The organism is Pseudidiomarina mangrovi (assembly GCF_003999375.1).
Taxonomy (GTDB): domain Bacteria; phylum Pseudomonadota; class Gammaproteobacteria; order Enterobacterales; family Alteromonadaceae; genus Pseudidiomarina; species Pseudidiomarina mangrovi.
This window is the reverse complement of sequence record NZ_RJLC01000001.1, coordinates 23,750-45,209: the sequence shown is the minus strand read 5'-3', so window position 1 is coordinate 45,209 and position 21,460 is coordinate 23,750. Positions and strand designations below refer to the sequence as shown.

General features: G+C 50.1%; 30 protein-coding genes. 7 read left to right on the top strand and 23 right to left on the bottom strand.

Annotation, left to right across the window (positions count from 1 at the left end; translation table 11 throughout):
- The 9 genes from rpmD to rplN are packed head-to-tail and all read right to left on the bottom strand — an operon-like array spanning position 1 to position 3,609.
- Positions 1 to 183 carry a 50S ribosomal protein L30 gene (gene rpmD, locus EFO84_RS00280; RefSeq protein WP_127346073.1) on the bottom strand — a complete coding sequence of 61 codons (183 nt, stop codon included), beginning with the start codon at positions 181 to 183 and terminating at the stop codon, positions 1 to 3.
- Positions 184 to 189: 6 nt separating this feature from the next.
- Positions 190 to 699: a 30S ribosomal protein S5 gene (gene rpsE / locus EFO84_RS00275; protein ID WP_127346071.1), complete on the bottom strand. Its 510-nt coding sequence runs from the start codon at positions 697 to 699 to the stop codon at positions 190 to 192.
- Between the two features lie 9 nt (positions 700 to 708).
- The gene (gene rplR, locus EFO84_RS00270; protein ID WP_127346070.1) at positions 709 to 1,062 is read right to left on the bottom strand and encodes a 50S ribosomal protein L18; all 354 of its coding nucleotides are present in this window, start codon (positions 1,060 to 1,062) and stop codon (positions 709 to 711) included.
- Between the two features lie 9 nt (positions 1,063 to 1,071).
- Entirely contained in the window at positions 1,072 to 1,605 is a 534-nt protein-coding gene (gene rplF, locus EFO84_RS00265; RefSeq protein WP_127346069.1) for a 50S ribosomal protein L6, read from the bottom strand.
- A gap of 14 nt (positions 1,606 to 1,619) precedes the next feature.
- The gene (gene rpsH / locus EFO84_RS00260) at positions 1,620 to 2,012 is read right to left on the bottom strand and encodes a 30S ribosomal protein S8 (RefSeq protein WP_127346068.1); all 393 of its coding nucleotides are present in this window, start codon (positions 2,010 to 2,012) and stop codon (positions 1,620 to 1,622) included.
- Between the two features lie 26 nt (positions 2,013 to 2,038).
- Positions 2,039 to 2,344 (bottom strand): 30S ribosomal protein S14, encoded by a 306-nt coding sequence (rpsN, locus tag EFO84_RS00255; RefSeq protein WP_127346067.1) that lies wholly within the window; start codon positions 2,342 to 2,344, stop codon positions 2,039 to 2,041.
- A gap of 11 nt (positions 2,345 to 2,355) precedes the next feature.
- Positions 2,356 to 2,895 (bottom strand): 50S ribosomal protein L5, encoded by a 540-nt coding sequence (gene rplE / locus EFO84_RS00250; protein ID WP_127346065.1) that lies wholly within the window; start codon positions 2,893 to 2,895, stop codon positions 2,356 to 2,358.
- Positions 2,896 to 2,915: 20 nt separating this feature from the next.
- Positions 2,916 to 3,230, bottom strand: coding sequence for a 50S ribosomal protein L24 (rplX, locus tag EFO84_RS00245; protein ID WP_127346064.1), 315 nt, complete (start codon positions 3,228 to 3,230; stop codon positions 2,916 to 2,918).
- A gap of 10 nt (positions 3,231 to 3,240) precedes the next feature.
- Positions 3,241 to 3,609: a 50S ribosomal protein L14 gene (gene rplN, locus EFO84_RS00240; protein ID WP_127346063.1), complete on the bottom strand. Its 369-nt coding sequence runs from the start codon at positions 3,607 to 3,609 to the stop codon at positions 3,241 to 3,243.
- A gap of 400 nt (positions 3,610 to 4,009) precedes the next feature.
- Between rplN and EFO84_RS00235 the strand changes: the two genes are divergently transcribed.
- The 6 genes from EFO84_RS00235 to EFO84_RS00210 are packed head-to-tail and all read left to right on the top strand — an operon-like array spanning position 4,010 to position 9,784.
- Positions 4,010 to 6,796, top strand: a complete 2,787-nt coding sequence (locus EFO84_RS00235; protein ID WP_127346062.1) for a monovalent cation/H+ antiporter subunit A — start codon at positions 4,010 to 4,012, stop codon at positions 6,794 to 6,796.
- The gene (locus tag EFO84_RS00230; RefSeq protein ID WP_127346060.1) at positions 6,796 to 7,143 is read left to right on the top strand and encodes a Na+/H+ antiporter subunit C; all 348 of its coding nucleotides are present in this window, start codon (positions 6,796 to 6,798) and stop codon (positions 7,141 to 7,143) included. Before EFO84_RS00235 ends, EFO84_RS00230 begins: the two co-directional genes overlap by 1 nt.
- A complete protein-coding gene (locus tag EFO84_RS00225; RefSeq protein ID WP_127346059.1) occupies positions 7,143 to 8,663 on the top strand; it encodes a monovalent cation/H+ antiporter subunit D in 1,521 nt (506 codons plus the stop codon). Before EFO84_RS00230 ends, EFO84_RS00225 begins: the two co-directional genes overlap by 1 nt.
- Complete coding sequence (locus EFO84_RS00220; protein ID WP_127346058.1) at positions 8,656 to 9,144, top strand: Na+/H+ antiporter subunit E; 489 nt, start codon at positions 8,656 to 8,658, stop codon at positions 9,142 to 9,144. Before EFO84_RS00225 ends, EFO84_RS00220 begins: the two co-directional genes overlap by 8 nt.
- Complete coding sequence (locus EFO84_RS00215) at positions 9,138 to 9,407, top strand: K+/H+ antiporter subunit F (RefSeq protein WP_127346057.1); 270 nt, start codon at positions 9,138 to 9,140, stop codon at positions 9,405 to 9,407. Before EFO84_RS00220 ends, EFO84_RS00215 begins: the two co-directional genes overlap by 7 nt.
- Positions 9,407 to 9,784: a Na+/H+ antiporter subunit G gene (locus EFO84_RS00210; RefSeq protein ID WP_205701909.1), complete on the top strand. Its 378-nt coding sequence runs from the start codon at positions 9,407 to 9,409 to the stop codon at positions 9,782 to 9,784. Before EFO84_RS00215 ends, EFO84_RS00210 begins: the two co-directional genes overlap by 1 nt.
- A 2-nt stretch (positions 9,785 to 9,786) precedes the next feature.
- Here the strand turns inward: EFO84_RS00210 and EFO84_RS00205 are convergent, their stop codons facing one another.
- From EFO84_RS00205 to queE, 13 genes are all read right to left on the bottom strand, one after another.
- Positions 9,787 to 10,521, bottom strand: a complete 735-nt coding sequence (locus tag EFO84_RS00205; RefSeq protein WP_127346056.1) for a hypothetical protein — start codon at positions 10,519 to 10,521, stop codon at positions 9,787 to 9,789.
- A 5-nt stretch (positions 10,522 to 10,526) separates the two neighbouring features.
- Positions 10,527 to 10,991, bottom strand: a complete 465-nt coding sequence (locus EFO84_RS00200; RefSeq protein WP_127346055.1) for a hypothetical protein — start codon at positions 10,989 to 10,991, stop codon at positions 10,527 to 10,529.
- The gene (locus EFO84_RS00195; protein WP_127346054.1) at positions 10,978 to 11,352 is read right to left on the bottom strand and encodes a DUF192 domain-containing protein; all 375 of its coding nucleotides are present in this window, start codon (positions 11,350 to 11,352) and stop codon (positions 10,978 to 10,980) included. Before EFO84_RS00195 ends, EFO84_RS00200 begins: the two co-directional genes overlap by 14 nt.
- Positions 11,349 to 12,143, bottom strand: a complete 795-nt coding sequence (locus EFO84_RS00190; protein WP_127346053.1) for a type II secretion system F family protein — start codon at positions 12,141 to 12,143, stop codon at positions 11,349 to 11,351. Before EFO84_RS00190 ends, EFO84_RS00195 begins: the two co-directional genes overlap by 4 nt.
- Positions 12,136 to 12,993: a type II secretion system F family protein gene (locus tag EFO84_RS00185; protein ID WP_127346052.1), complete on the bottom strand. Its 858-nt coding sequence runs from the start codon at positions 12,991 to 12,993 to the stop codon at positions 12,136 to 12,138. Before EFO84_RS00185 ends, EFO84_RS00190 begins: the two co-directional genes overlap by 8 nt.
- Positions 12,993 to 14,183, bottom strand: coding sequence for a TadA family conjugal transfer-associated ATPase (locus EFO84_RS00180; RefSeq protein ID WP_127346051.1), 1,191 nt, complete (start codon positions 14,181 to 14,183; stop codon positions 12,993 to 12,995). Before EFO84_RS00180 ends, EFO84_RS00185 begins: the two co-directional genes overlap by 1 nt.
- Positions 14,184 to 14,186: 3 nt before the next feature.
- Positions 14,187 to 15,365: a type II and III secretion system protein family protein gene (locus tag EFO84_RS00175; RefSeq protein ID WP_127346050.1), complete on the bottom strand. Its 1,179-nt coding sequence runs from the start codon at positions 15,363 to 15,365 to the stop codon at positions 14,187 to 14,189.
- Complete coding sequence (locus tag EFO84_RS00170) at positions 15,362 to 16,126, bottom strand: RcpC/CpaB family pilus assembly protein (protein WP_127346049.1); 765 nt, start codon at positions 16,124 to 16,126, stop codon at positions 15,362 to 15,364. The genes EFO84_RS00175 and EFO84_RS00170 overlap by 4 nt, the downstream gene beginning before the upstream one ends.
- Positions 16,127 to 16,285: 159 nt before the next feature.
- The gene (locus EFO84_RS00165) at positions 16,286 to 16,816 is read right to left on the bottom strand and encodes a hypothetical protein (RefSeq protein ID WP_127346048.1); all 531 of its coding nucleotides are present in this window, start codon (positions 16,814 to 16,816) and stop codon (positions 16,286 to 16,288) included.
- Positions 16,810 to 17,343 carry a hypothetical protein gene (locus tag EFO84_RS00160; RefSeq protein ID WP_127346047.1) on the bottom strand — a complete coding sequence of 178 codons (534 nt, stop codon included), beginning with the start codon at positions 17,341 to 17,343 and terminating at the stop codon, positions 16,810 to 16,812. The genes EFO84_RS00165 and EFO84_RS00160 overlap by 7 nt, the downstream gene beginning before the upstream one ends.
- The gene (locus EFO84_RS00155) at positions 17,340 to 18,524 is read right to left on the bottom strand and encodes a hypothetical protein (RefSeq protein ID WP_127346046.1); all 1,185 of its coding nucleotides are present in this window, start codon (positions 18,522 to 18,524) and stop codon (positions 17,340 to 17,342) included. The genes EFO84_RS00160 and EFO84_RS00155 overlap by 4 nt, the downstream gene beginning before the upstream one ends.
- Positions 18,524 to 18,799, bottom strand: coding sequence for a Flp family type IVb pilin (locus EFO84_RS00150; RefSeq protein WP_127346045.1), 276 nt, complete (start codon positions 18,797 to 18,799; stop codon positions 18,524 to 18,526). The genes EFO84_RS00155 and EFO84_RS00150 overlap by 1 nt, the downstream gene beginning before the upstream one ends.
- 82 nt (positions 18,800 to 18,881) lie before the next feature.
- Positions 18,882 to 19,658 carry a 7-carboxy-7-deazaguanine synthase QueE gene (gene queE, locus EFO84_RS00145; protein ID WP_240642609.1) on the bottom strand — a complete coding sequence of 259 codons (777 nt, stop codon included), beginning with the start codon at positions 19,656 to 19,658 and terminating at the stop codon, positions 18,882 to 18,884.
- Between queE and queC the strand changes: the two genes are divergently transcribed.
- Positions 19,639 to 20,301: a 7-cyano-7-deazaguanine synthase QueC gene (queC, locus tag EFO84_RS00140; RefSeq protein ID WP_127346043.1), complete on the top strand. Its 663-nt coding sequence runs from the start codon at positions 19,639 to 19,641 to the stop codon at positions 20,299 to 20,301. The genes queE and queC overlap by 20 nt on opposite strands.
- Here the strand turns inward: queC and nagZ are convergent.
- A complete protein-coding gene (nagZ, locus tag EFO84_RS00135) occupies positions 20,298 to 21,326 on the bottom strand; it encodes a beta-N-acetylhexosaminidase (protein WP_127346042.1) in 1,029 nt (342 codons plus the stop codon). The genes queC and nagZ overlap by 4 nt on opposite strands.
- Between the last annotated feature and the right edge of the window lie 134 nt (positions 21,327 to 21,460).

The window sequence follows — 21,460 nt, the reverse complement described above, 5'->3', positions numbered from 1 at the left end:
TTAGTCCTCCACCTTTACCATATAAATTACTTGGTTAACCATGCCGCGCACAGATGGAGTATCTTCTACTTCAACTGTGTGACCAATGCGGCGCAGACCCAAACCACGAAGAGTAGCTTTATGCTTCGGTAAACGAGCGATCGAGCTACGCGTCTGTGTTACTTTGATCGTCTTTTTCGCCATTGCTCACTACCCCAAAATTTGGTCGACGCTCAATCCACGCTTAGCCGCCACCTGCTCAGGTGACTTCATACCGTTCAGTGCCTGAATAGTGGCACGAACAACGTTGATTGGGTTGGTTGAACCATATGCTTTTGACAGCACGTTGTGTACACCGGCTACTTCTAGTACTGCGCGCATTGCACCACCGGCAATGATACCTGTACCTTCAGAAGCTGGCTGCATGAATACCTGTGAGCCAGAGTGACGACCTTTAACTGGGTGTTGTAAGGTTCCGCCTTTCAGCTCTACGGTTACCATGTTGCGACGTGCTTTTTCCATAGCCTTTTGAATGGCTGCTGGAACTTCACGTGCTTTACCATAACCGAAACCCACTTTACCCTGACCATCACCTACTACAGTCAGTGCAGTGAAGCTGAAAATACGACCACCTTTAACCACTTTTGCTACGCGGTTTACGGTGATCAATTTTTCTTGCAAGTCACTGCCTTGTTGAGCTTCTACATTTGCATTTGCCATGTTCGTCTCCTAGAACTGAAGTCCAGCTTCGCGAGCGGCGTCAGCTAATGCTGCTACGCGGCCGTGATAGCGGAAGCCACTACGATCAAAAGCGACGGTTTGTACGCCTTTTTCGATCGCCCGTTCAGCGATAAGCTTACCAACTGTTTTAGCGGCATCTACGTTACCAGTGCTTTTCAGCTGGTCACGTACGGCCTTTTCAACAGTAGAAGCAGCTGCTAGTACTTCAGAACCGTTTGGTGCAATAAGCTGTGCGTAAATATGCCGTGGTGTACGGTGAACGACCAGGCGGTTAGCACCCAACTCTTGCATTTTCTTACGTGGGCGCGTAGCGCGACGTAAGCGAGCTGATTTCTTGTCCATCGTTTTACCTTACTTTTTCTTGGCTTCTTTACGGCGCACTTGCTCGTTCGAGTAACGTACACCTTTGCCTTTGTATGGCTCAGGTTTACGGTACGCACGAATGTTAGCGGCAACTTGACCGACTAACTGCTTGTCCACACCTTTAACGACAATTTCAGTTTGTGTTGGCACTTCGATCGTGATGCCTTGCGGAATCGCGAACTCAATTGGATGAGAGAAGCCCAGTGACAGGTTCAATTTAGAACCTGCAGTATTGGCACGATAACCAACACCAACTAACTGCAGCTTGCGCTCATAACCTTGTGCAACACCAACCACCATATTATTTAGTAACGCACGTGCAGTACCTGCTTGGGCTGCTGAACCAGCAACGCCTTCGCGGGCATTGGTACGGATTACGTTGTCTTCAGTAACAACTTCAACCGCATTGTGCACTACATGGCTCAGTGAGCCTTTTGCACCTTTAATTGTAACTTCCTGACCATTCAACGTAACTTGAACGCCGGCAGGAATGGCAATCGGTGCCTTAGCAACTCGTGACATTTCCTAACTCCTCGTTACGCGACGTAGCCGATAACTTCGCCGCCTAAACCCGCTTTGCGAGCGGCGCGGTCGGTCATCAAGCCCTTGGAAGTAGAGACAACAGCAACACCTAAACCACCCATAACTTTAGGTAGCTCGTTGCGTTTCTTATAGATACGCAACCCAGGGCGGCTGACGCGCTCAATGGATTCAATAACAGGTTTGCCTTCAAAGTATTTCAAGGTAATTTCAAGCTCAGTTTTCACTTCGCCTTGTACGCTGAAATCCGCGATATAACCTTCTTCTTTTAGCACGTGGGCAATTGCCACTTTTTGCTTAGAAGACGGCATGCGCACGGCTACTTTGTTAGCACCCTGAGCGTTGCGGATGCGTGTAAACATGTCCGCAATTGGATCTTGCATGCTCATATTAGCTTTCTCCCGTGACTCGTGGCTTACCAGCTAGCTTTTTTCAAGCCAGGAATTTCACCGCGCATCGCTTTCTCACGTACTTTAATACGGCTCATGCCGAATTTACGTAAGAAACCATGAGGGCGGCCTGTAACGCGGCAGCGGTTACGCTGACGGCTTGGGCTCGAATCACGCGGAAGGCTTTGTAACTTTAATACAGCCGCCCAACGATCTTCGTCCGAGGTAGTCGGATCGCTGATCATAGCTTTCAGTGCGATGCGTTTCTCTGCGTATTTAGCAACTAGCTGAGCACGCTTAAGCTCACGCATTTTCATTGACTCTTTTGCCATAACTCTACACCTTACTTCTTGAACGGGAAGTTGAAGGCAGCGAGCAAAGCGCGAGCTTCGTCATCAGTGCCTGCAGTAGTGGTGATAGTGATGTCCAAACCACGAACCTTGTCGACTTTATCAAAGTCGATTTCAGGAAAGATGATTTGCTCACGTACGCCCATACTGTAATTTCCACGACCATCGAAAGATTTCGGGTTTAAACCACGGAAATCACGGATACGTGGGATAGCAATCGTAATTAAACGTTGCAGGAAATCCCACATGCGCTCGCCACGCAGAGTCACTTTACAGCCAATTGGGTAGCCTTCACGGATTTTGAAGCCAGCGACAGATTTACGAGCTAACGTACGGATTGGACGTTGACCAGAAATGGCCTCTAAGTCCGCTGCCGCGTTGTCGAGAATCTTTTTGTCTGCCAGAGCTTCACCAACACCCATATTCAGGGTGATTTTTTCAATCCGAGGGACTTGCATGACGGTATTGTAGCCGAACTGTTTAACAAGTTCAGGAACTACCGATTCATTGTAAAAATCATGCAGTTTCGCCATCGTAAAACTCCAAATTTAAATTAAATGATTGCGTTGTTTGATTTGAAGAAGCGAACTTTCTTGCCATCTTCAATTCGGAAACCAACACGATCTGCTTTACCAGTCGCTGGGTTGTAAACCGCTAAGTTAGAAGCATGAACAGGAGCTTCCTGTTCGATAATTCCGCCAGTCACGCCTAAAGCCGGGTTTGGCTTCTGGTGTTTCTTGACGACATTAACGCCTTCAACAAATACACGATTACTCGCGGTATCGACTTTCAGCACTTTACCGCGCTTACCTTTGTCTTTACCGGCCAGGACTACTACTTCGTCATCACGTTTAATTTTTGCCGCCATCACTGACTCCTTACAGTACTTCTGGTGCCAAAGAGACAATTTTCATGAACTGCTCAGAGCGCAATTCACGTGTCACTGGTCCAAAGATACGAGTGCCAATCGGTTGTTTGTTATTGTTCAACAAAACAGCCGCGTTGCGGTCAAAACGGATGACTGACCCGTCTTGACGACGGACGCCTTTCTTGGTGCGTACCACTACCGCGTTATATACATCGCCTTTTTTGACCTTACCACGAGGAATTGCTTCCTTGATCGAGACCTTGATGATGTCGCCAATGCTGGCATAACGGCGGTGCGACCCACCCAGAACCTTAATACATTGTACGCTGCGGGCGCCCGAGTTATCGGCCACTTCCAGTGTAGTTTGCATTTGGATCATTGCAGTGCTCCGCTTGATTTATGTAAACAAGACCCTCTCGGGTCGATGTTGTCTTTTGCAAGACGCTGCCCCCAATACGGGATTTACCCATGTAAAAGGGCGGCGAATTGTAACAGATAAAATTTGTTGATGGTAGTACGAGTTGCGATTTATTTGTGCGGCCAAACTTAGCGCGCAGCGATGTTCACGAGCGGGGATAAAATGTTCGATGAGTGTACTACAGATTGCGACATAATGCAGCGCTAGATGCCACTTATTTATATAGTGAAGGTTCATCGCCAATTACCGCCAGTTGGGCGGTTTAGCTCAGCAGCGCAGTTGGCAACGCAACGAAACTAGTGGTAAATTCAAGGCTATAAATCGGTAACTACTGAGTTAAAGACGACACAAAAGGAAGTTCATGTATCTCGCTCTGATGGTCGCATTACCGTTTCTCGGCGCAATCGCACCACTATTAGTCCGTCACCACAGTCGCCGTACCATAAGCTACGCGGCCGGTGCAGTTGCTGTGGTCAGCCTACTGTTACTGGGCTATCTAACCCCCTCGGTGTTAGCCGGTGAAGTACCACAATTTTTGGCAACCTGGTTACCGCAGCTAGGTCTTCATGTGGCATTTCGTCTCGATGGTCTATCGCTGCTGTTTGCTGCGTTAATTCTTGGTATTGGTCTACTGATTATTATCTACGCACACTTTTATTTGAGTCAGCATGATGATGCCGGGCGTTTCTATGCCTGCTTGCTGCTATTTATGGGCTCAATGTTGGGGATCGTCACCGCCGATAACCTGATCTTATTGTGGTTCTTCTGGGAACTCACCAGTATTTCATCATTCTTACTGATTGGCTTTTGGTTTCATCAAAGTAACGCTCGTCGCGGCGCACGTATGGCGCTGGCTATCACCGGTGCAGGTGGTTTAGCCTTATTGGCCGGTATCTTACTAATAGGTAATATTGCCGGCAGTTACCAACTCGATGCAGTATTCGCCGCCGCCGATGCTATTCGTGCCCACAGTTTATATGTACCAGCGCTGCTGCTGGTGCTCATTGGTGCCTTTACCAAGTCGGCGCAATTCCCCTTCCAATTCTGGCTGCCTCATGCCATGGCAGCACCGACGCCGGTTAGTGCGTACTTACACTCAGCAACCATGGTAAAGGCTGGAATATTCCTATTAGCACGGTTATTCCCGGTACTTGGTGGCACCTTTGAATGGTTCACTATTGTTACCTTAGTAGGTTTAGCGACCATGCTATTCGGTGCCTACTTCGCACTGCTTAAGAATGATTTGAAAGGCTTGCTGGCCTTCTCCACCATTAGTCACCTTGGCCTCATTACCATGCTGCTGGGTTTGGGCACTCACGGTGCCCTGTTAGCAGCACTATTCCATATTCTTAACCACGCCACCTTCAAGGCCGGTTTGTTTATGATTGCCGGTATTATTGATCATGAAACTGGCAGCCGTGATTTACGTAAGCTTGGTGGTTTGCGCAAAGCCATGCCAATGACTATGTGGCTAGCCATGATTACCTCCGCGGCGATGGCTGGAGTGCCGTTGCTCAATGGTTTTCTATCCAAGGAAATGTTCTTTACTGAGGCCTATCAACAACACCTATTTGGTGGTCTGTCGTGGTTCATTCCAGTGCTTGTGACCTTGGGCGCGATGCTTTCTGTGGCCTACTCGATTCGTTTTGTCTATGACGTGTTTTTTGACAAAGCCCATGAGCTACCGAAACAGCCGCATGAACCACCCATAATGATGCGGGTACCGGTGCTGATTCTGGCGGCATTATGTATCACCGTGGGCATCGCTCCAATGATTATGGTGTCAGGGTTTTTAACACCGGCCTTGACCAGTGTAGCCGGCGCTGATGCTGAGGTTTATATCGCCCTGTGGCACGGCTTTAATTTACCGTTATTGATGAGTGTATTGGCGCTGTTGGGTGGCATCATCATTTACCTACAACGCACTGAGCTGTTTAACTTCAATCGGCAGTTCGATATTCGCGATGCCAAAGATGTATTTGCTGGCATCGTCAGCCGGGTCACCCGGTTTTGCGATAACCTGATGCAACGCATTGAAACTGGTTCATTACAGCGCTATATGGCAGCTTTATTCATTCTGGTGCTGGTATTTGTGATTCCAGAATTGATGAATATCAGCGCATTAACTGGCTCACGACCCCAGCTAGACGTAGATGCGATAAGTTTAAGTGGCGCTATTATTCTTATGGCGGCGGCTTTTGGTGCGGTGATATTTCATCGCCAGCGGCTGACCTCGCTACTGATGCTATCTGTGGTCGGTTTGATGGTATCACTGGTATTCATCCAGTTTTCTGCGCCAGACCTGGCGATGACCCAGCTGGTGGTTGAGGTGGTCAGCATTTTGCTGATGATTTTGGCGTTATTCTTCATGCCGCAGCGGATCCCGCGCTCGTCGACTGGTGGCCGGGTTGCACGGGATATTTTGATCGCCGGTTTTGTCGGTGGCGTGGTCGGTTCCATTACCTTTGCCCTGCTGACTCGGCCGTTTAGCAGCATTTCCGACTATTTCCTTGCCAATTCAGTACCGGGCGGTGGCGGTACCAACGTGGTCAACGTAATACTGGTGGACTTCCGCGGTTTCGATACCCTTGGCGAGATTACCGTGTTGGCTATTGCTGCTGCTGGTATCCATAAGTTATTGAATAATTTGCGACCATTTATGCCATCGGGCGATGTCGATGGCCGTGCTTGGCATCAGGTGAAACATCCGATGATGCTACAAACCATTTCGCAGCTGGTACTGCCGCTGGCCTTGATGGTCTCTATGTACATCTTCTTACGGGGTCATAATTTGCCAGGTGGCGGCTTCATCGCCGGTCTAGTAACCGCGGCAGCGATGATTTTGCAGTACATGGCAAACGGCGTAGATTGGGTCAAAGAACGCTTCAACTACAACTATCAATCCTTGGCGGCTATCGGTGTATTGATAGCCAGCCTGACTGGTGTGGGTAGCTGGTTATTCGGTGCAAACTTCCTCACTTCATGGTTTACCTATCTAGACTGGCCCATTGTCGGTAAATTTGAGATAGCTACCGCAATCCTGTTTGATTTGGGTGTGTATCTCACCGTCATTGGCGCTACGCTGATGATCTTGGCCAACTTTGGACAAATGACAACCCGTCATCGCCCGCGTCAGGAGGGACATTAATGGAAACCTTGTATGCCATAACTGTAGGTACCCTAACCGCCTGTAGCGTGTATTTGATTTTGCGCGCGCGCTCGTTTCCCATCGTTATTGGCCTAACCATGCTGTCGTATGCAGTGAATTTGTTCTTATTCTCAAGCGGCCGCTTAGTGATTGACCAAGTTCCCATTATTGGTGCTGGCGAGCCCTACACCGATCCGCTCCCGCAGGCGTTAGTGTTAACTGCAATCGTGATTGGCTTTGCTATGACCGCCTATTCCATCATTCTGGCGGTGCGGGTTCGTGGTGAATTTGGTTCTGACGAAGTGAATGAACCCAATTATCAGGCTGAGCAAGAGGATAAACGCTAATGTTGAGTCAGCATTTGGCTATTTTGCCATTACTCATACCCTTGTTCGCTGCCTTGTTACAATTATTCCCGTGGGGCAATAATCCGCAGTTTTATCGCCGTATTATTGGTTTAGTGTCGTGCTCGTTACTGATTATTGTCAGTGTGACCCTACTCCTGCAGGTCAATTCAACCACCTTGGTATACGCCGTCGGTAATTGGCAAGCTCCCTATGGTATCGTTTTAGTGGTAGATCGTTTGGCCGCCATGATGGTGCTATTAACGGCATTGTTGGCTTTACCAGTACTTATTTTCGGCTGTTACGGCGAGGACAACCTAGGCTCGCATTTTCATGCATTATTCCAGTTTCAGTTACTCGGTATCTTAGGTGCATTTTTAACCGGTGACTTATTTAACCTGTTTGTATTCTTTGAAGTATTGCTGATCTCAAGTTATGCCTTGCTAATGCATGGTGGCGGCAAACAAAAGCTGCGTGCGACCTTGCATTACGTTTTGCTTAATTTGGCCGGCTCAGCCCTATTCTTGATAAGCCTCGGTATTTTGTACGGAATAACCGGAACCCTTAACATGGCTGATATGGCTATGAAGGTGAGTACATTAACCGGTGATGATGCCGCGATTGCACGCAGCGGCGGGCTCTTATTGCTGATCGTATCTGGTCTCAAAGCGGCACTGTTACCGCTCTACTTTTGGTTACCGCAAGCCTACGCCACCACGACCGGCACCGTTGCTGCGCTATTTGCCATCATGACCAAGGTTGGTATCTACGCCATCATTCGCGTGTTTACCCTGATTTTTGGTGCCGATGCTGGCCTCGCCGCCGGCTTAGGTTACGATTGGCTATGGTGGCTTGGTCTGGCGACACTCGCTGTCGGTGGCTTGGGTGTGCTTGGTAGTCGCGACTTGCGCTTGGCTATTGCTTATCTGGTGGTTATTTCAGTGGGTACCATGCTAACCACTTTCAGCATGGGCAATGATCGGGCGATAAGTGGCGTATTGTTCTACCTACTCCATTCAACCCTAGTGACCGGTGCGTTGTTTTTGCTGGCCGATGTGATTGCTGCACAACGTGGTAAAACCGCTTCACGCATTATCAAAGGCCGTAAGTTGGCCCAGCATGCCGCGCTCGGATTGCTATTTTTCGTGGCGGCTATTACCGTCATCGGTATGCCGCCGCTATCAGGTTTTGTGAGTAAGTTATTTATTCTTGAAGCGGCGCGCACCGGTGCACAAGTTGCCTTGCTATGGCCGCTGGTACTATTCAGCACCTTCTTAGGCATGATTGCGCTATCACGGGCAGGCAGCCGCATGTTCTGGCATACCCTGCCGGGCAAGCCGGCGGATATTAGCCACCCGAGAGGCCAGCTAGCGACTATCGCTGTGCTGCTGCTTGGAGCCATTGCTTTAACTATTTTCGCCCAGCCTGTGAGTGATTTTACCACGGCTATCGCCGATGATTTGAGTCAGCCAGAGCGCTACATTGAGGCGGTATTACAGTTGACTGGAGGCGATCATGAGTAAATTTTTGCCAGCGCCACGACTCAGCCTGTTTCTGCTCGGTTTTTGGCTGTTGATTCAAAATAACATCACCCCTGGCTTGATTGTCGTGGGGAGTATTCTAGCTATCGCTATTCCGCTGTTTACTAGTCGTGGCAGTGACTTTCATGTGCGCGTAGCACGACCATGGAAAGCGGTTGAGTATTGCTTCGTGGTCTTACTAGATATTGTGAAGTCGAATTTCTCGATTGCGGCTATTATTCTGAGCCCGCGGCGTAGTATTTATCCTGCTTGGGTTGAATATCCGCTGGCTATTGAGGGTGAATTGCCGATTACTATTCTCGCCAGCACCATCAGCTTAACGCCGGGTACCATCTCTATCGAATTTAGCCACGATGGCAGAACCTTACTTATCCATTCGCTCAACGTTAAAGATGCTGAGGCTATGATCGCGACCATTCAGCACCGGTACGAAAATCGATTAAAGGTGATTTTCCAATGTTAACGACCGTCTTGCAGTTCGCTTTTTTCATGTTTAGTGTAGCGCTGTTGCTGAACTTACTGCGATTTTTCCGAGGCCCCGATCTACTCGACCGGATCCTAGCGCTCGATACTATCTATATCAATTCACTGGCGTTACTCATTCTGCTCGGTATGTGGCATCACACGTCATTTTACTTTGAGGCAGCTTTGCTGATTGCGATGCTTGGCTTTATTGGCACCGTGGCAGCAGCAAAATTTTTGCTGCGTGGAGATATTATTGAATAATGGATACCTCAATGCTTGATACCTTGCCGTTTTGGCTAGAACTGACTATTTGCTTCTTTATAGTATTGGGGGCCTGTTTTGCGCTGATCGGCTCTATCGGTTTACTACGGCTGCCCGATTTCATGACGCGGTTACACGCCCCCACTAAAAACACCACCATGGGTGTGGGCGGGGTCATTCTTGGCTCATTGATTTATTTTGGCGCCACCACAGGTTTTAATATTCATGAACTGCTGATCGCTATTTTCTTATTTCTTACCGCGCCTATTAGCGCACATTTGCTCGCCAAAGCAGGAATGCATCGACAGTTAAAACTAACCGAAAACACCCGTGACTTGCGTAAAAAACCTGAACAATTTAGCGATGAACAAAGCTAACATCACATCACTTGAGGCGCATTCCTGCAACGTTCACTAACATTCATACAGTACCAAAGCGCCTCATATAACAGCTCGATTTTTTGCTGCTGAGCTGGCAACGAATAAGCACCGATACGAAGATCATCGGTTATCACCGCAAAGCTATCTAGCAAGGGGCTGGTGAAGCTACCGTTAACCTCAAGATCGCGGCTATGAATATCGCTGATCAGGCTTTGACTCGCCTCAAGGTAACTGGTATCCAAGCCAAAATTAGAAAAATCAATAGCTGTCGCCATCAACACTGGCGTTGCTGCTGCACGTTCGATCAAATGCGGATTATCAACCGTTGCATTGGCTAAACGAATCGGTAACAGCACGCTGCCATCGGCACGATACTCTAAATAGTCTGCAAGTGGCGCTACCACCTGTTCAGCAACACCAGGGTCCACGCCTAGCGCCTGTAATTGAAAGCCGTCGACAATGGTCACACCGGACACCCCATGTGGCGTTGATGCTAACGAAAAAGCTTGCACAACAGCTTCTAAATCGGCCGGCCAGACGGCGTACTTTCGATAAAAGTGCAATACCCCCCGATGCCAGAACAGCAGCTCCTGCTGCAATTCGATAGCGCTAAGCCAGCGCTGGTCTACCGGGTCTAAACGGTGTTGCTGAGTTAACCAAAAGCTACTAAATAGCATCATCAGCGCTACCGTAAGCGGTAAAAAGAAGCCGCTCTGGCGATGTTGTTTTGTCACGCTGCTTAGTCCTCCAACTGCTGGGATGCGCGCTGCAGCAGCATTAACGACTGCAACAAGCGTTGATAGCCTTGCGGCTGCCCTGATACATGCTCTGAGGCTGGTAAAAAAGCGCTACCATGCAGCATCAGTTCACTCGCTTGGCGCAAGCGAATGACCGCCATGTTTTGCCAAATTGCTGGCTGCTGAGGCTGATACCGCAAACATTTTTGATAGGCATTAAAGGCCGCGTCATAGTGATGCTGACGAAAGCCGATATGACCTAAATGACACCAACCCAAGGTTAAGCTGGGATCGCGCGCCAGCAGTTTGCGCCATAAACCTTCTGCCAGTTCCAGATCACCTTGTTGATAAGCCAAAGTGGCGTTTTCAATGGCCGGCTGCATTGCCGTTTCAGTGAACTGCGGCGCCGTCGTTTGACAGCCGAGTAACGTCAATAACGCAACAGCTGCTAGACTAGGACGTAACATGGTTAGCATCCTTGTGTTGAAACCGCACTTGTTTGCCAAGCCAATACTCCAGTGGTAACGCACTGCCCGCCTCACATTCGATGATCGAGCTGGCAGCGGCCATACGTAGCGCCTGCCAAGGCCGTAAATTGCGTCGCACGGCGACAATTTGAAATGCATCATTCAGACCAATCACATCAAGCGCAACGCGTAATGTGAAGCTGTGAACTGCTTGGCATCGTGGAAACCAAAAGGCACGATTTACCGGAATATTGGGAAACTTGCGCAGGCCATAATAGCGCTCCGCCAGACTCTCCATCACCCATACGTCTGACCATAGCAGCCGATTGCTCTCTGTTAATAAAAAACGTCCTTGTTTCATAGCGTCTCTCCTTGCATAAACGATAAAATCACTGGCCCTAAAATCAGTAAAAACGTTACTGGGAAAAAGCACACCAGCAGCGGTAATAATAATTTCACCGCGGCTTCTTGAGCGCTTTTCTCCGCCGCTAACAATTGCATGGTACGAGCTTGTTGAGCTTGCTGTTCAAGTGTACTTGCCAAAGCGCCGCCACCCTTATGGGCGTGCAAAACCGCCGCTCGAAATAACGCAATGGTGGGGTGTGGAATGCGGGTCGCAAATTCGTTGAGAACTTCCTCTAAGCTGAATCCGGCTTGCTGCTGGGCATGCATACGCGCTAACTCATGAAATGCTACGGATACCGTCGCTGAATCACTCAAGGTATGTAAGGTGGCACGAAATGACAAACCGGCATGCAAAGTCATGGCAATAACATCGAGCGTTGCTGGCCATTGCCGCACCAACTGCCGACGATAATCACGGCGCTGCTGCCAGCTCCGCAGTTCGGGCATAACCAAGACCAACACCACCAGCAAACGGAGTGCTACCGGAATGGGCAACAGCAACACGATAACTATCAGTATCAGTTTGCTCAGTTGCTGCAATAGCCACTGTTGTGGACTTAGCTCGCTGAGGATTTTTTGCACATGCTGTTCAAGCCAACGTTGCGTTCTAGCCGGCAGATACTGCCAAGTCATTTGCATCAACACGCCCTGTGCCAACCAATGGGTAATGATGCTGATAAACTGCATTACTAACACACTGACCAACAGACTCAGAATCACCAATGACACGATGGTAAGATTAGGCATCGGCGGCACTCTGCATAATTCTGCGCACTAGTAAATGTCCAACCAACAGCAGCGCCACACTCACCGCTAGGATGATCCAGCCGGCTCGGGTTTCGGTGAGTAATGCGGTATTTTCTGGATGTAACCAACGTAATATCAAAAACAATCCGATCGGTAACAGAAACATCACGCGACCTTGCAGACGCGCTTGAGCCGACAAACTCATCAACCGCTGTTGGGCAATATTTTGTGCTTGTAAGGCCGCTGCCATCCGCTGTAATACGGCGACCTGTTGACCACCATGGCGCGCACCAATTTGCATGGTAAGAGCAAAAAACTGGATGGCTAAGGTTGGTACGCGTGCCGCTAAAGCATTTAATGCGCTACTTAGCGACTCGCCCAAACGCATGCGCTGTAGCATCAGCGCCAACTCGCCTTTCAGCGGCTGTGGTGATTGGCTTACGGTTAATTCTAAAGCCGGTAATAGGCTCATCCCCGATGCCATAGCGTGACTCAATAGGGTGAGCACGTCGGGCAGTTGTAGACTGATTTGCTGCTGTCGCCGCTGCAGTAATTTACCCCGAAACAATGGCAGCAACGCGCCAGTGGCTAGGGCCATTGCCGCCGCCCAGAACAGTGAGGTCGCTAGAGTTATCAGCGCCATCATGGGCACCATCATCAGTAATGAGATCAGCCACACTTGCCGCGCGGTAGCGAGGCTCAAAAATTCCCAGAGCGTATTTTCGGTTTGTACTTGCAGCTGCTGGTGCAAAGCTTGCCGGCGGTCTTTACTTAATACCAAGGCAATAGTGCCCACTAAACCGACACTTAATGCAATCAGCAAACTCAGCAAAAGCTGCTGCGACAGCATTAGCGCTGCACCCACTCGGAAGGAATACCGGTCGCCTGCAAGTCACTGCCTTGCCACTGAAATATAACAGCTTGCTGAATAGTACTGGCATCAATGCCAGTGATCTCGGTGATTTGCTGAATGCGCCGTTGACCATGATTTGCCCGGACAATATGAATCACCACATGAATGGCGCTGGCAATCAATTGCCGAATAGCAATAAAGGGTAATTCTAAGCCAGCCATCATCACCATAACTTCAAGCCGCTGCAGTGCTTCGCGCGGACTATTGGCGTGCAAGGTGGTCAGTGAACCATCATGGCCCGTGTTCATGGCTTGCAACATATCGATAGCCTCGGCACCGCGGCATTCGCCAATGACAATACGATCGGGACGCATCCGTAAGGCGTTAATCAGCAATTCACGAATACTCACATGGCCACTGCCCTCGGCATTGGCTGGGCGAGCTTCGAGACTAATCAAGTTAGCGTGTTCTAGGCGTAATTCTGCCGCGTCTTCAATGGTCACAATGCGCTGCTCACTGGGTACTTCAGCGGCCAGCATATTAAGCAAGGTGGTTTTGCCAGTGCCGGTGCCACCTACGATGAGAATATTGCGCCGCTGTTGTACCGCAGTACGAAGATAATCAGCAGCATCAGCGGTGACTAATTGCTGCTGAAGCAAATCATTCAAGCTCAGTTGTTGGCGACTAAATTTTCGTATGGTCATACAGGTACCGCGCGTTGCCAGCACCGCTAATACGGCATTGACGCGAGAGCCATCGGGAAGTCGTGCATCGACCATCGGCTGGGCGCTATCAAGTCGTCTCCCCAGCGGTAATACGATACGGTCAATCACCCGCAGCAACGACTCCTCATCAGCAAACTGAATGTCTGTGTGCTGCAGACACCCAGCTCGCTCGACAAAAATAGACTGATAACTATTAACCATGATCTCGCTCACACTGGTGTCGGCAAGTAGTTGGGTGAGTGGCCCAAGACCGATGCAATCATCTACGACATCACGAATGGTTTGCTGTAATTCACGGTCCAATTGATGACCTTGCGCGCGCACATAAACCTGCAACAGTTCGGTCGCTTGCTCGATTAACTGATGTTGACTGGTACGGTCTTGGTTGGCCTGTGCTTGCAGCGCTGCACGCTGTAATTGAGCTCTAAGATAATGTTTAAGTTGTTGATGATGTTCACTCATAATTCATCCCTGCTGGTCAAGCAATCCAAGACAGCCGATTTGCTGCCGATAATGGTTGATATAGCGCTGTGCTTGTTGCTGTTGTAATTGCTGATCGGTACGGGTGCTGGCTAAACGTGGCGTGACCACCACCAGCAGCTCGGTCTCGGCATTACGAAACTGCTCTGAACTGAATAAACGGCCAAGAATAGGTAGCTGATGAAGCCCCGGAAAATGATCACTCTGCAATGATTGCTCGTGACTCAGCAAGCCTGAAAGTGCCAGCGATTCACCGAGTTTTACCTCTATCATTGAGCTGACCCGGCGCGTCAAAATCCCAGGTACACCGTTAACTGCCAAGGCCGGGTCAATAGAACTGATTTCGGCGCTAAGATTAGTTTTTACCAGACCGCTAGCGCTCATGTGCGGAGCGATCTTGAGGACAATGCCATATTCTCGAAAGGTAACGTCTTGCGCACCTTGCGCTAAAACCTGAGGGATTGGAAATTCGCCGCCAACCAAAAACTCAGCTTCGCCACCACTGTACGTAGATAAGGTGGGCTCAGCTAATAGCCGCGCATGGCCATCGCGAACCAAGAGTTCCAAACTGGTACTGACATCTATCGGGAAGCGCAATGTTTGTGCTGCAGAGCTACTAACTAATGGACCGCTAATCTGCTGCGGCCAGCGGATCCCTAGCTGTTGGGTATAACTTCGCTTGACCTCAAAGATCCGCACATTCAACTCAATCATGTCGAGTTGCGATGCACTGGGTTCGGTCAGCTGCAACAACACTTCTGGGAAATCGTTGACCAAGCTTGCGAGATGCTGCTGTTGAGTTAATGAAAGCTCCCCGTGCAGTACCACAAACTGCTGCTGATCAGCACGCTTGAGTTGCGGATACAGCTGCAAGATATAGGCGAGGGTCAATTCACGCTTGGTGTTCGCTGGTGCTGTAATAGTTACTGCTATGCGTTGGTGTTGCTGCTTAGCATCAATGAGGCGGATCTCGGTCGAGCCCGCTGCAATAGCTGCTATGGCGAGAAAGCCGCTATCGAGTAATTTGACATCAAGCAACTCAGGATTACCGATAATGACATCGGTACTAGCGCCTACCGCAATGACTTCAGTCTCACCAAGGGTTAGTTCAAGCTGTTGCGCAGTGGTCGTCAGCATCATCAGGGCAAACCATAAGGTATTCATTTGTTGTCGCTCCGTGCTGCTTGCATGATATGCAGGTGTGGTTTGGTGGTATTGGCGAGAGCTGGATAATCATGCTGCGGATGCTGTAACCACAGTTGAAAATTACCGCCACGCATGCGCTCAAAGCGCTGCGCCTGTTCAGCTGTCATGGCAAAGGTCACGGTGGTGGGTAATGCAACCTCATGCTGCACCTGCTGTTGCTGACGGTCGACAGCGAGCACCTCGATGTTATCCAGCCATAATGTTGTGTCTGACAGTACCGACGCAGCGTACAGTAATACTTTATCGCCCACCGCCAGCAGACCGTGATGAAGTTGCTCAATCCCTAAACTGACGGTTACCGCATAATAATTTTCCGCCAGCTGGTGACTAAAGTGGTGGCGATAGTCATACCGAAAGGCGTCAATGGTGAGTGGTTCGCCGCGGGCTAGAAAGCGACTACTTTTTAGACCTACTAATCCGGGCGCGTCATGGGGTTCCAACCAATTGTCTTGCACGTACTGGGGCGGGAACTTGCGCTGCTGAAAGTGCGCCATTGTCAGCACCACATCAGCATCTAAGTCATCAGCAAGTACTAATATTTCAACCATGTTTTGCTGTTGCTGCTGCCGCTGTTGTTCGGCTGCGGTCACTGCATAACGCTCTAACTGGTAATAGCTCAAGGCGGCAACAGCAATAGTCACGGCTAACAAAATGCCGAGTTTCCAAAACATATTAACGGGCTTTTTGCCGCTTACCCCGGAGCTTGTTTCCGCACTCATCGCAATACTCCCGGCAACAGTGCTAGCGCATCCCAAAGTGCGCGCTGAAAGTTCGCCCAAACGCCGACGAGCTCAGTCAGGAACATCATCAAGGTCTGACCGCCGTTACTCACTGGCACGCTTATCAGTAGTATCAAAACTCCCGCAAGCACCACTGTTTCAATCGTTGCCTGACCGCGATGTTGACGTTCGCTGGCGAAATTGCAGCAGCAAACTTGAACCGGATAACTGCAAAATGAATAAATCTTCCAGCGGCTGTTGCAGCTGTATATGGAACTGTCCATGTCCAATCTCCCTCAGCAACGGTTGTCGTTGCCCCCACTTAAACCTGCTGTAATCAACTATTTGCTGCGCGCTGTAACGCGAATCGATTACGGCTAACTCATACAATTCAGTGTGCTGCACACTAAGCGGATGGCCGAGCCAGTGCTTGGTGGTATGATCCACCGTCGACGACCAAAAAGTTAACCACCATTGCTGCTGCTCCCGCTGCAACATCCACAGCCCATCGGATACCGCACACAGCCATTGATAGTCAGCCACTTGGTGTTGCATCAAACACTGCTGTGCGCGCACTAACTCACGCATCTCAGGCTGTTCAGGGCGGATAATCCGCCATGACTGGCTTGCTGGCGAACTGGTTTGTAGTTGTAACTGCCAATCACCGTGATAGGCATCGATAACTAGCATGGTGAGGTTTCACACTTGGTTTCTAACGGCGTTGCTTCATCGTTGATCCAGCCTATCCGTATCGATTCTGGCGCAAATTCGCGGCTTACTGGCAACCATGACAACACCTCTAACACCTGATCTAAACCGAGTTGGCGAAGATGATGGAGCGGCACCAGCTGCGCTGGTCGGTGCACTAAGTCATGGGTTTGTTGCGGTGACCAATCGTCATGTAAACGCGCCAACGCAACTCGATTGTCACTGGCGGTGATGGTGCGTAAATTGCGTAGCGGCAGCTCCAGTTCAGTCCATTGCGCCAGCGGTTTAGTTATGACCGCCATAGCTCGAGCCTGCGCATAATCGTCACTGGCAGTGCTGTTGCTAGCGGGAACTAACTGCCACAACTCGGCTCGGCTTACCTCCAGCGCCTGCCGCGCGCGGGTAGCCTCGGCATCAAATTGCTGCCACAACGTGCCTAGCAATAACGCTAAAATTGCAAAAAAGCCAAGTGCCTCTAGTAGCGATTGCCCATGTTGATGATACCTCACGATGCCTCCTTGAGAGCCATCAGCACCGCCTTATCACGACTGGTCAACGATTGCAGCCGTGACTGCCACAAGGCATTAAATAGATTCGCCTGTTCATCGCGTTGATCAGTGCGCGGAAACAATTCTTGCGGGCGACTAAAAAACACGCCTGCCTTAGCAATAGCAGTGTCGATGACCACCAGCACCTCAGGCAGCTGCTCATGGATATTAGCGCGGTGATAATAATGCATGGTCGGCGCCTGGCCGCCGAGTTGCCGCTGCAAGCGCAAAGCCAACCTGCTAGCGCGACTATTTATCGCTTTGCTCGCGCCAAATTCGCTGGCTTGCAGTTGATGGATTGGGTTTTCTAGATAATTGGCACCCACGCCCCAAGGGATCTCAAAACGAAACCACAGCAGCTTGGTATGTAACGATACCGTATCAAGGGCTTGCCAATTCCAGCTACCGGTTGCCGTGACATCGAGCTCGGTACCACCCGCTTTACGCACCGTAACTAAGCCAAGACGTAACCAGTCGTAGCTGCGTTGCTGGCTAAATGGGTCAAGACTATGCTGCATTAAGGTTGCTAACTGCTGCTCATCATCACCACTGCGTTTTCGCGGAATATAGCTCCACCAACGCAATGGAAACTCGAATAAGCCGGGAGCATGCAGCAAGCGCCATGGCACATCGTTGAGCTCATGCAAGGCCGCGATCTCACCTACGGTTTTTGGTATTAACGTGGCATAACTCAAGCGCACCATAGTCTGCCCGGCCATGATGCCGCGCAACAGCCCGTGATGCAGACTAATTCCGGTACTGAGCAGTTGCGTTAACGGCCGCTCGATGCTTTGTACCGCGCGATCGAATTGTTGCGTCAGTACATTCAGGTATGGAACCCATGCGGTGACAGTAGCCGTTTGACTGCTGCTGTTAGCCAACATTTGGTACCAACTGGATATACCAACCAACTGGGCAATACTTAATTGATTAGCCAATAGAGCACGATTCATCAATGCCAAAATGTTCATTTCTCGGGCCATTAATACCGCCGCCGAAATAGCTAAATTATCGGCTATAGTTTGCTGGTAGAAGCGCTGGCGCAGCTGTTTGCCATTGTTAATCAACGCTAATGTTAGCAGCAATAATGCGGTCAACAGCGGCAACAACAACACACTAAGGTACCCGCGTTGGTCGCGCATTAGTTGTCACCCGACTCGGTGCTTTCATCGTAATTGCCGAGCGTGACATCTTGGCGCGCCACAGTACCTGAACGGCGTGCTGCCGAGCGCGCGGTATTCAGCTGCTGTGACGCTGATTGCCCACTGACTTCATGTGCTATGCCGGATACTTGATTGCGGACGGTTTTACCGAGTAACGAATACACGCCAATCGCGGCTACGGCGATCAGAGCAACGATGATGATGTACTCGGTCATTCCTTGACCGTACTGATAGATTGGTTGTGATGATTTCATAGCAGGCATATCCCTATTTGCTGGCGACGGTTCAGCAAGTATAGATAGGCCCTGAGTTAACGAGGAATGAAGGCGTTATCACCTACTCGATATTGAGATACTTATGTAACTGTACCGAGAGCCGCCAGTTGCGCTTCTGGCAAATTTCAATGGCCAGCTCGGTTGCACGCGGACGCTGACTGATTGGCTGCAACGCGATGATTGCATCGGCACGTGGCGGACAGCTTTGTAAGAGCTTATCGAAAGCATCTAGGTGCTTCTGCATGGCAATTGGATACTTGATTTCGTCGGCTCTTTGCATACAGTCTGGGCGCACTAAATAACCACCTGGCATATCTAACTTCGGTGATACCGTGACCCAAGTCGCGGCACTGGTTTGAATGGCAAATGTCCCGCTGGTTTCGATCTGTAGCCGCATACCATGAGCTTCTAATTGCGCTGCCAACGGGCGTAAGTCAAATAGCGCCGGCTCACCACCAGTAATGACCACATGCTTAGCGGTAAAGCCCTGTTGCTCGATCAATGCCACAATAGCCTCGGCCGATAGCTCAGCCCATTGCGGCGATGCTGCGGTTTTTGCCAACATGACCTGCGCACTCACGCGGTCGTCCTCACTGGTGGTCCAAGTGTGTTTGGTATCGCACCACGGGCATCCTACTGGGCAGCCTTGTAAGCGCAAAAAAATCGCCGGCACACCGGTAAACACCCCCTCGCCTTGGATGGTTTGAAAAATTTCGTTGACTGGGTAGCTTGTGTTAATAGGATTCTCCAGTGAATCAGGTAAACTAGTCGTGGCGCGGTAAATTGTACCGCAATTGCTGAACAAAGGGCCAATAGACATGGCAAAAGTTGTCGTCATTTATTCCGGTGGTATGGATTCCTTCACCGTATTGCACACTGCGCTTGCGGCAGGTCATCAGGTTTACGCGTTGTCATTTAATTATGGTCAGCGCCATGTCCGTGAACTCGACTGTGCCGCTGAGGTATGTAAAAAGCTCGCCATCGACCACAAAATCATTGATATCACCGCTATGAACCAATTAATGGCTGGTAGCTCACTGACCGATACCAACATTGAGGTGGCACAAGGTCACTATGCCGAAGAGTCAATGAAAACCACCGTTGTACCTAACCGCAATATGATTCTGCTGAGCTTGGCTATTGGCTATGCCGTTAGTATTGAAGCAAGTGCGGTGTATTATGGCGCGCACGCCGGTGACCACGCCATTTATCCTGATTGTCGGCCGGAGTTTGTTGAGAAGATGAATGCAGTCAGTTTAATTGCCAACTATCAGCCGATTCCTATAGTGGCGCCGTTTTTGCACCTCGATAAGGCCGCCATTCTGAAAGCGGGTCTTGATTTGCAACTGGATTATTCCAATACCTGGACCTGCTATGTCGGCGCCCAGTTAGCCTGCGGTAAGTGCGGGGCCTGTGTTGAGCGACTCGAAGCGTTCGCGGAGAATCATCGTACTGACCCCTTAGCCTACGCCGAGAGTTAATGCCCTCGGCGTTTTTGCAGCTCTTCTAGTACGCGTTGTGCAGCATGCCAACGCGGATGATTACGCAAGGTGGTAAGATTGAGCGCCGCCGATTTCGCCAATAACTCATAACACCGCTTCGACTGCCGTGCATGCTGCTCAAGCCACGGTGTCACCGCCTCGATGACTTCAATAGCGCCAGCACGATCGTTACAGGCTAAAACCATGTCGCAGCCGGCACTCAGCGCCGCTTCAGCCCGCTCAGCCATAGTCCCTGCAACCGTGGCCCCAGCCATGGCTAAGTCATCGCTAAAAATCACCCCATGAAACTGTAACTGCGCTCGCAATACATCCTGTAACCAACGGGTTGAGAAACCGGCTGGCTGGTCGCAAACATCGGGATAAATCACATGCGCAGGCATGATCGCATCCAGATAGGGAGCTAACTCGATAAAGGGTGGTAAATCGGTGGCGAGGATATCCGCCCATGGCCGCTCATCCACCGGAATGGCAATATGTGAATCAGCAGCGACCGAACCATGCCCAGGAAAGTGTTTTCCGGTGACTTTCATTCCCGCCTGATGCATGCCTTTGATAAAGCTACGTGCCACTGGAATAAGCGCTTCGGCGCTGGTGGCAAAGGCGCGATTCCCAATCACTTCACTGATGCCATTAACATCAAGCACCGGGGCAAAGCTAATATCGATATCAACTGCTAGCACTTCACTGGCCATCAACCAGGCAATATCTTGCGCCCACTGGATAGCTTGCTCGCTATGATCGGCTAATTCTAATAAATCGGCCATAGCCGGGATCGCTGAAAAGCCCTGGCGAAAGCGCTGAACGCGGCCACCTTCGTGGTCCACCGCAAGAATCAGCGGGTTGCGTGCCGCCGATCGGGTTTGTCGCACCAGTTCTTGCAGTTGATCCGCATCGTGATAATTGCGCGTAAAATAAATAACCCCACCTACTGCTGGATGGGCAAGAAGTTCACGCTCTTCACTGGTTAACTGGTGACCTTCAAGGTCAATCATTACTGCTGTCATAGTTACCACTCATCAATCGACGTGACCGCAGTTTGCCAAAATAATTGACGGGCGTCACTACGAAAAAATTGCACTAACCGAAGATTTACTGGCATGCTTAAGAGCAATGGGTCAACGAGCAAGAGGTGGCAATT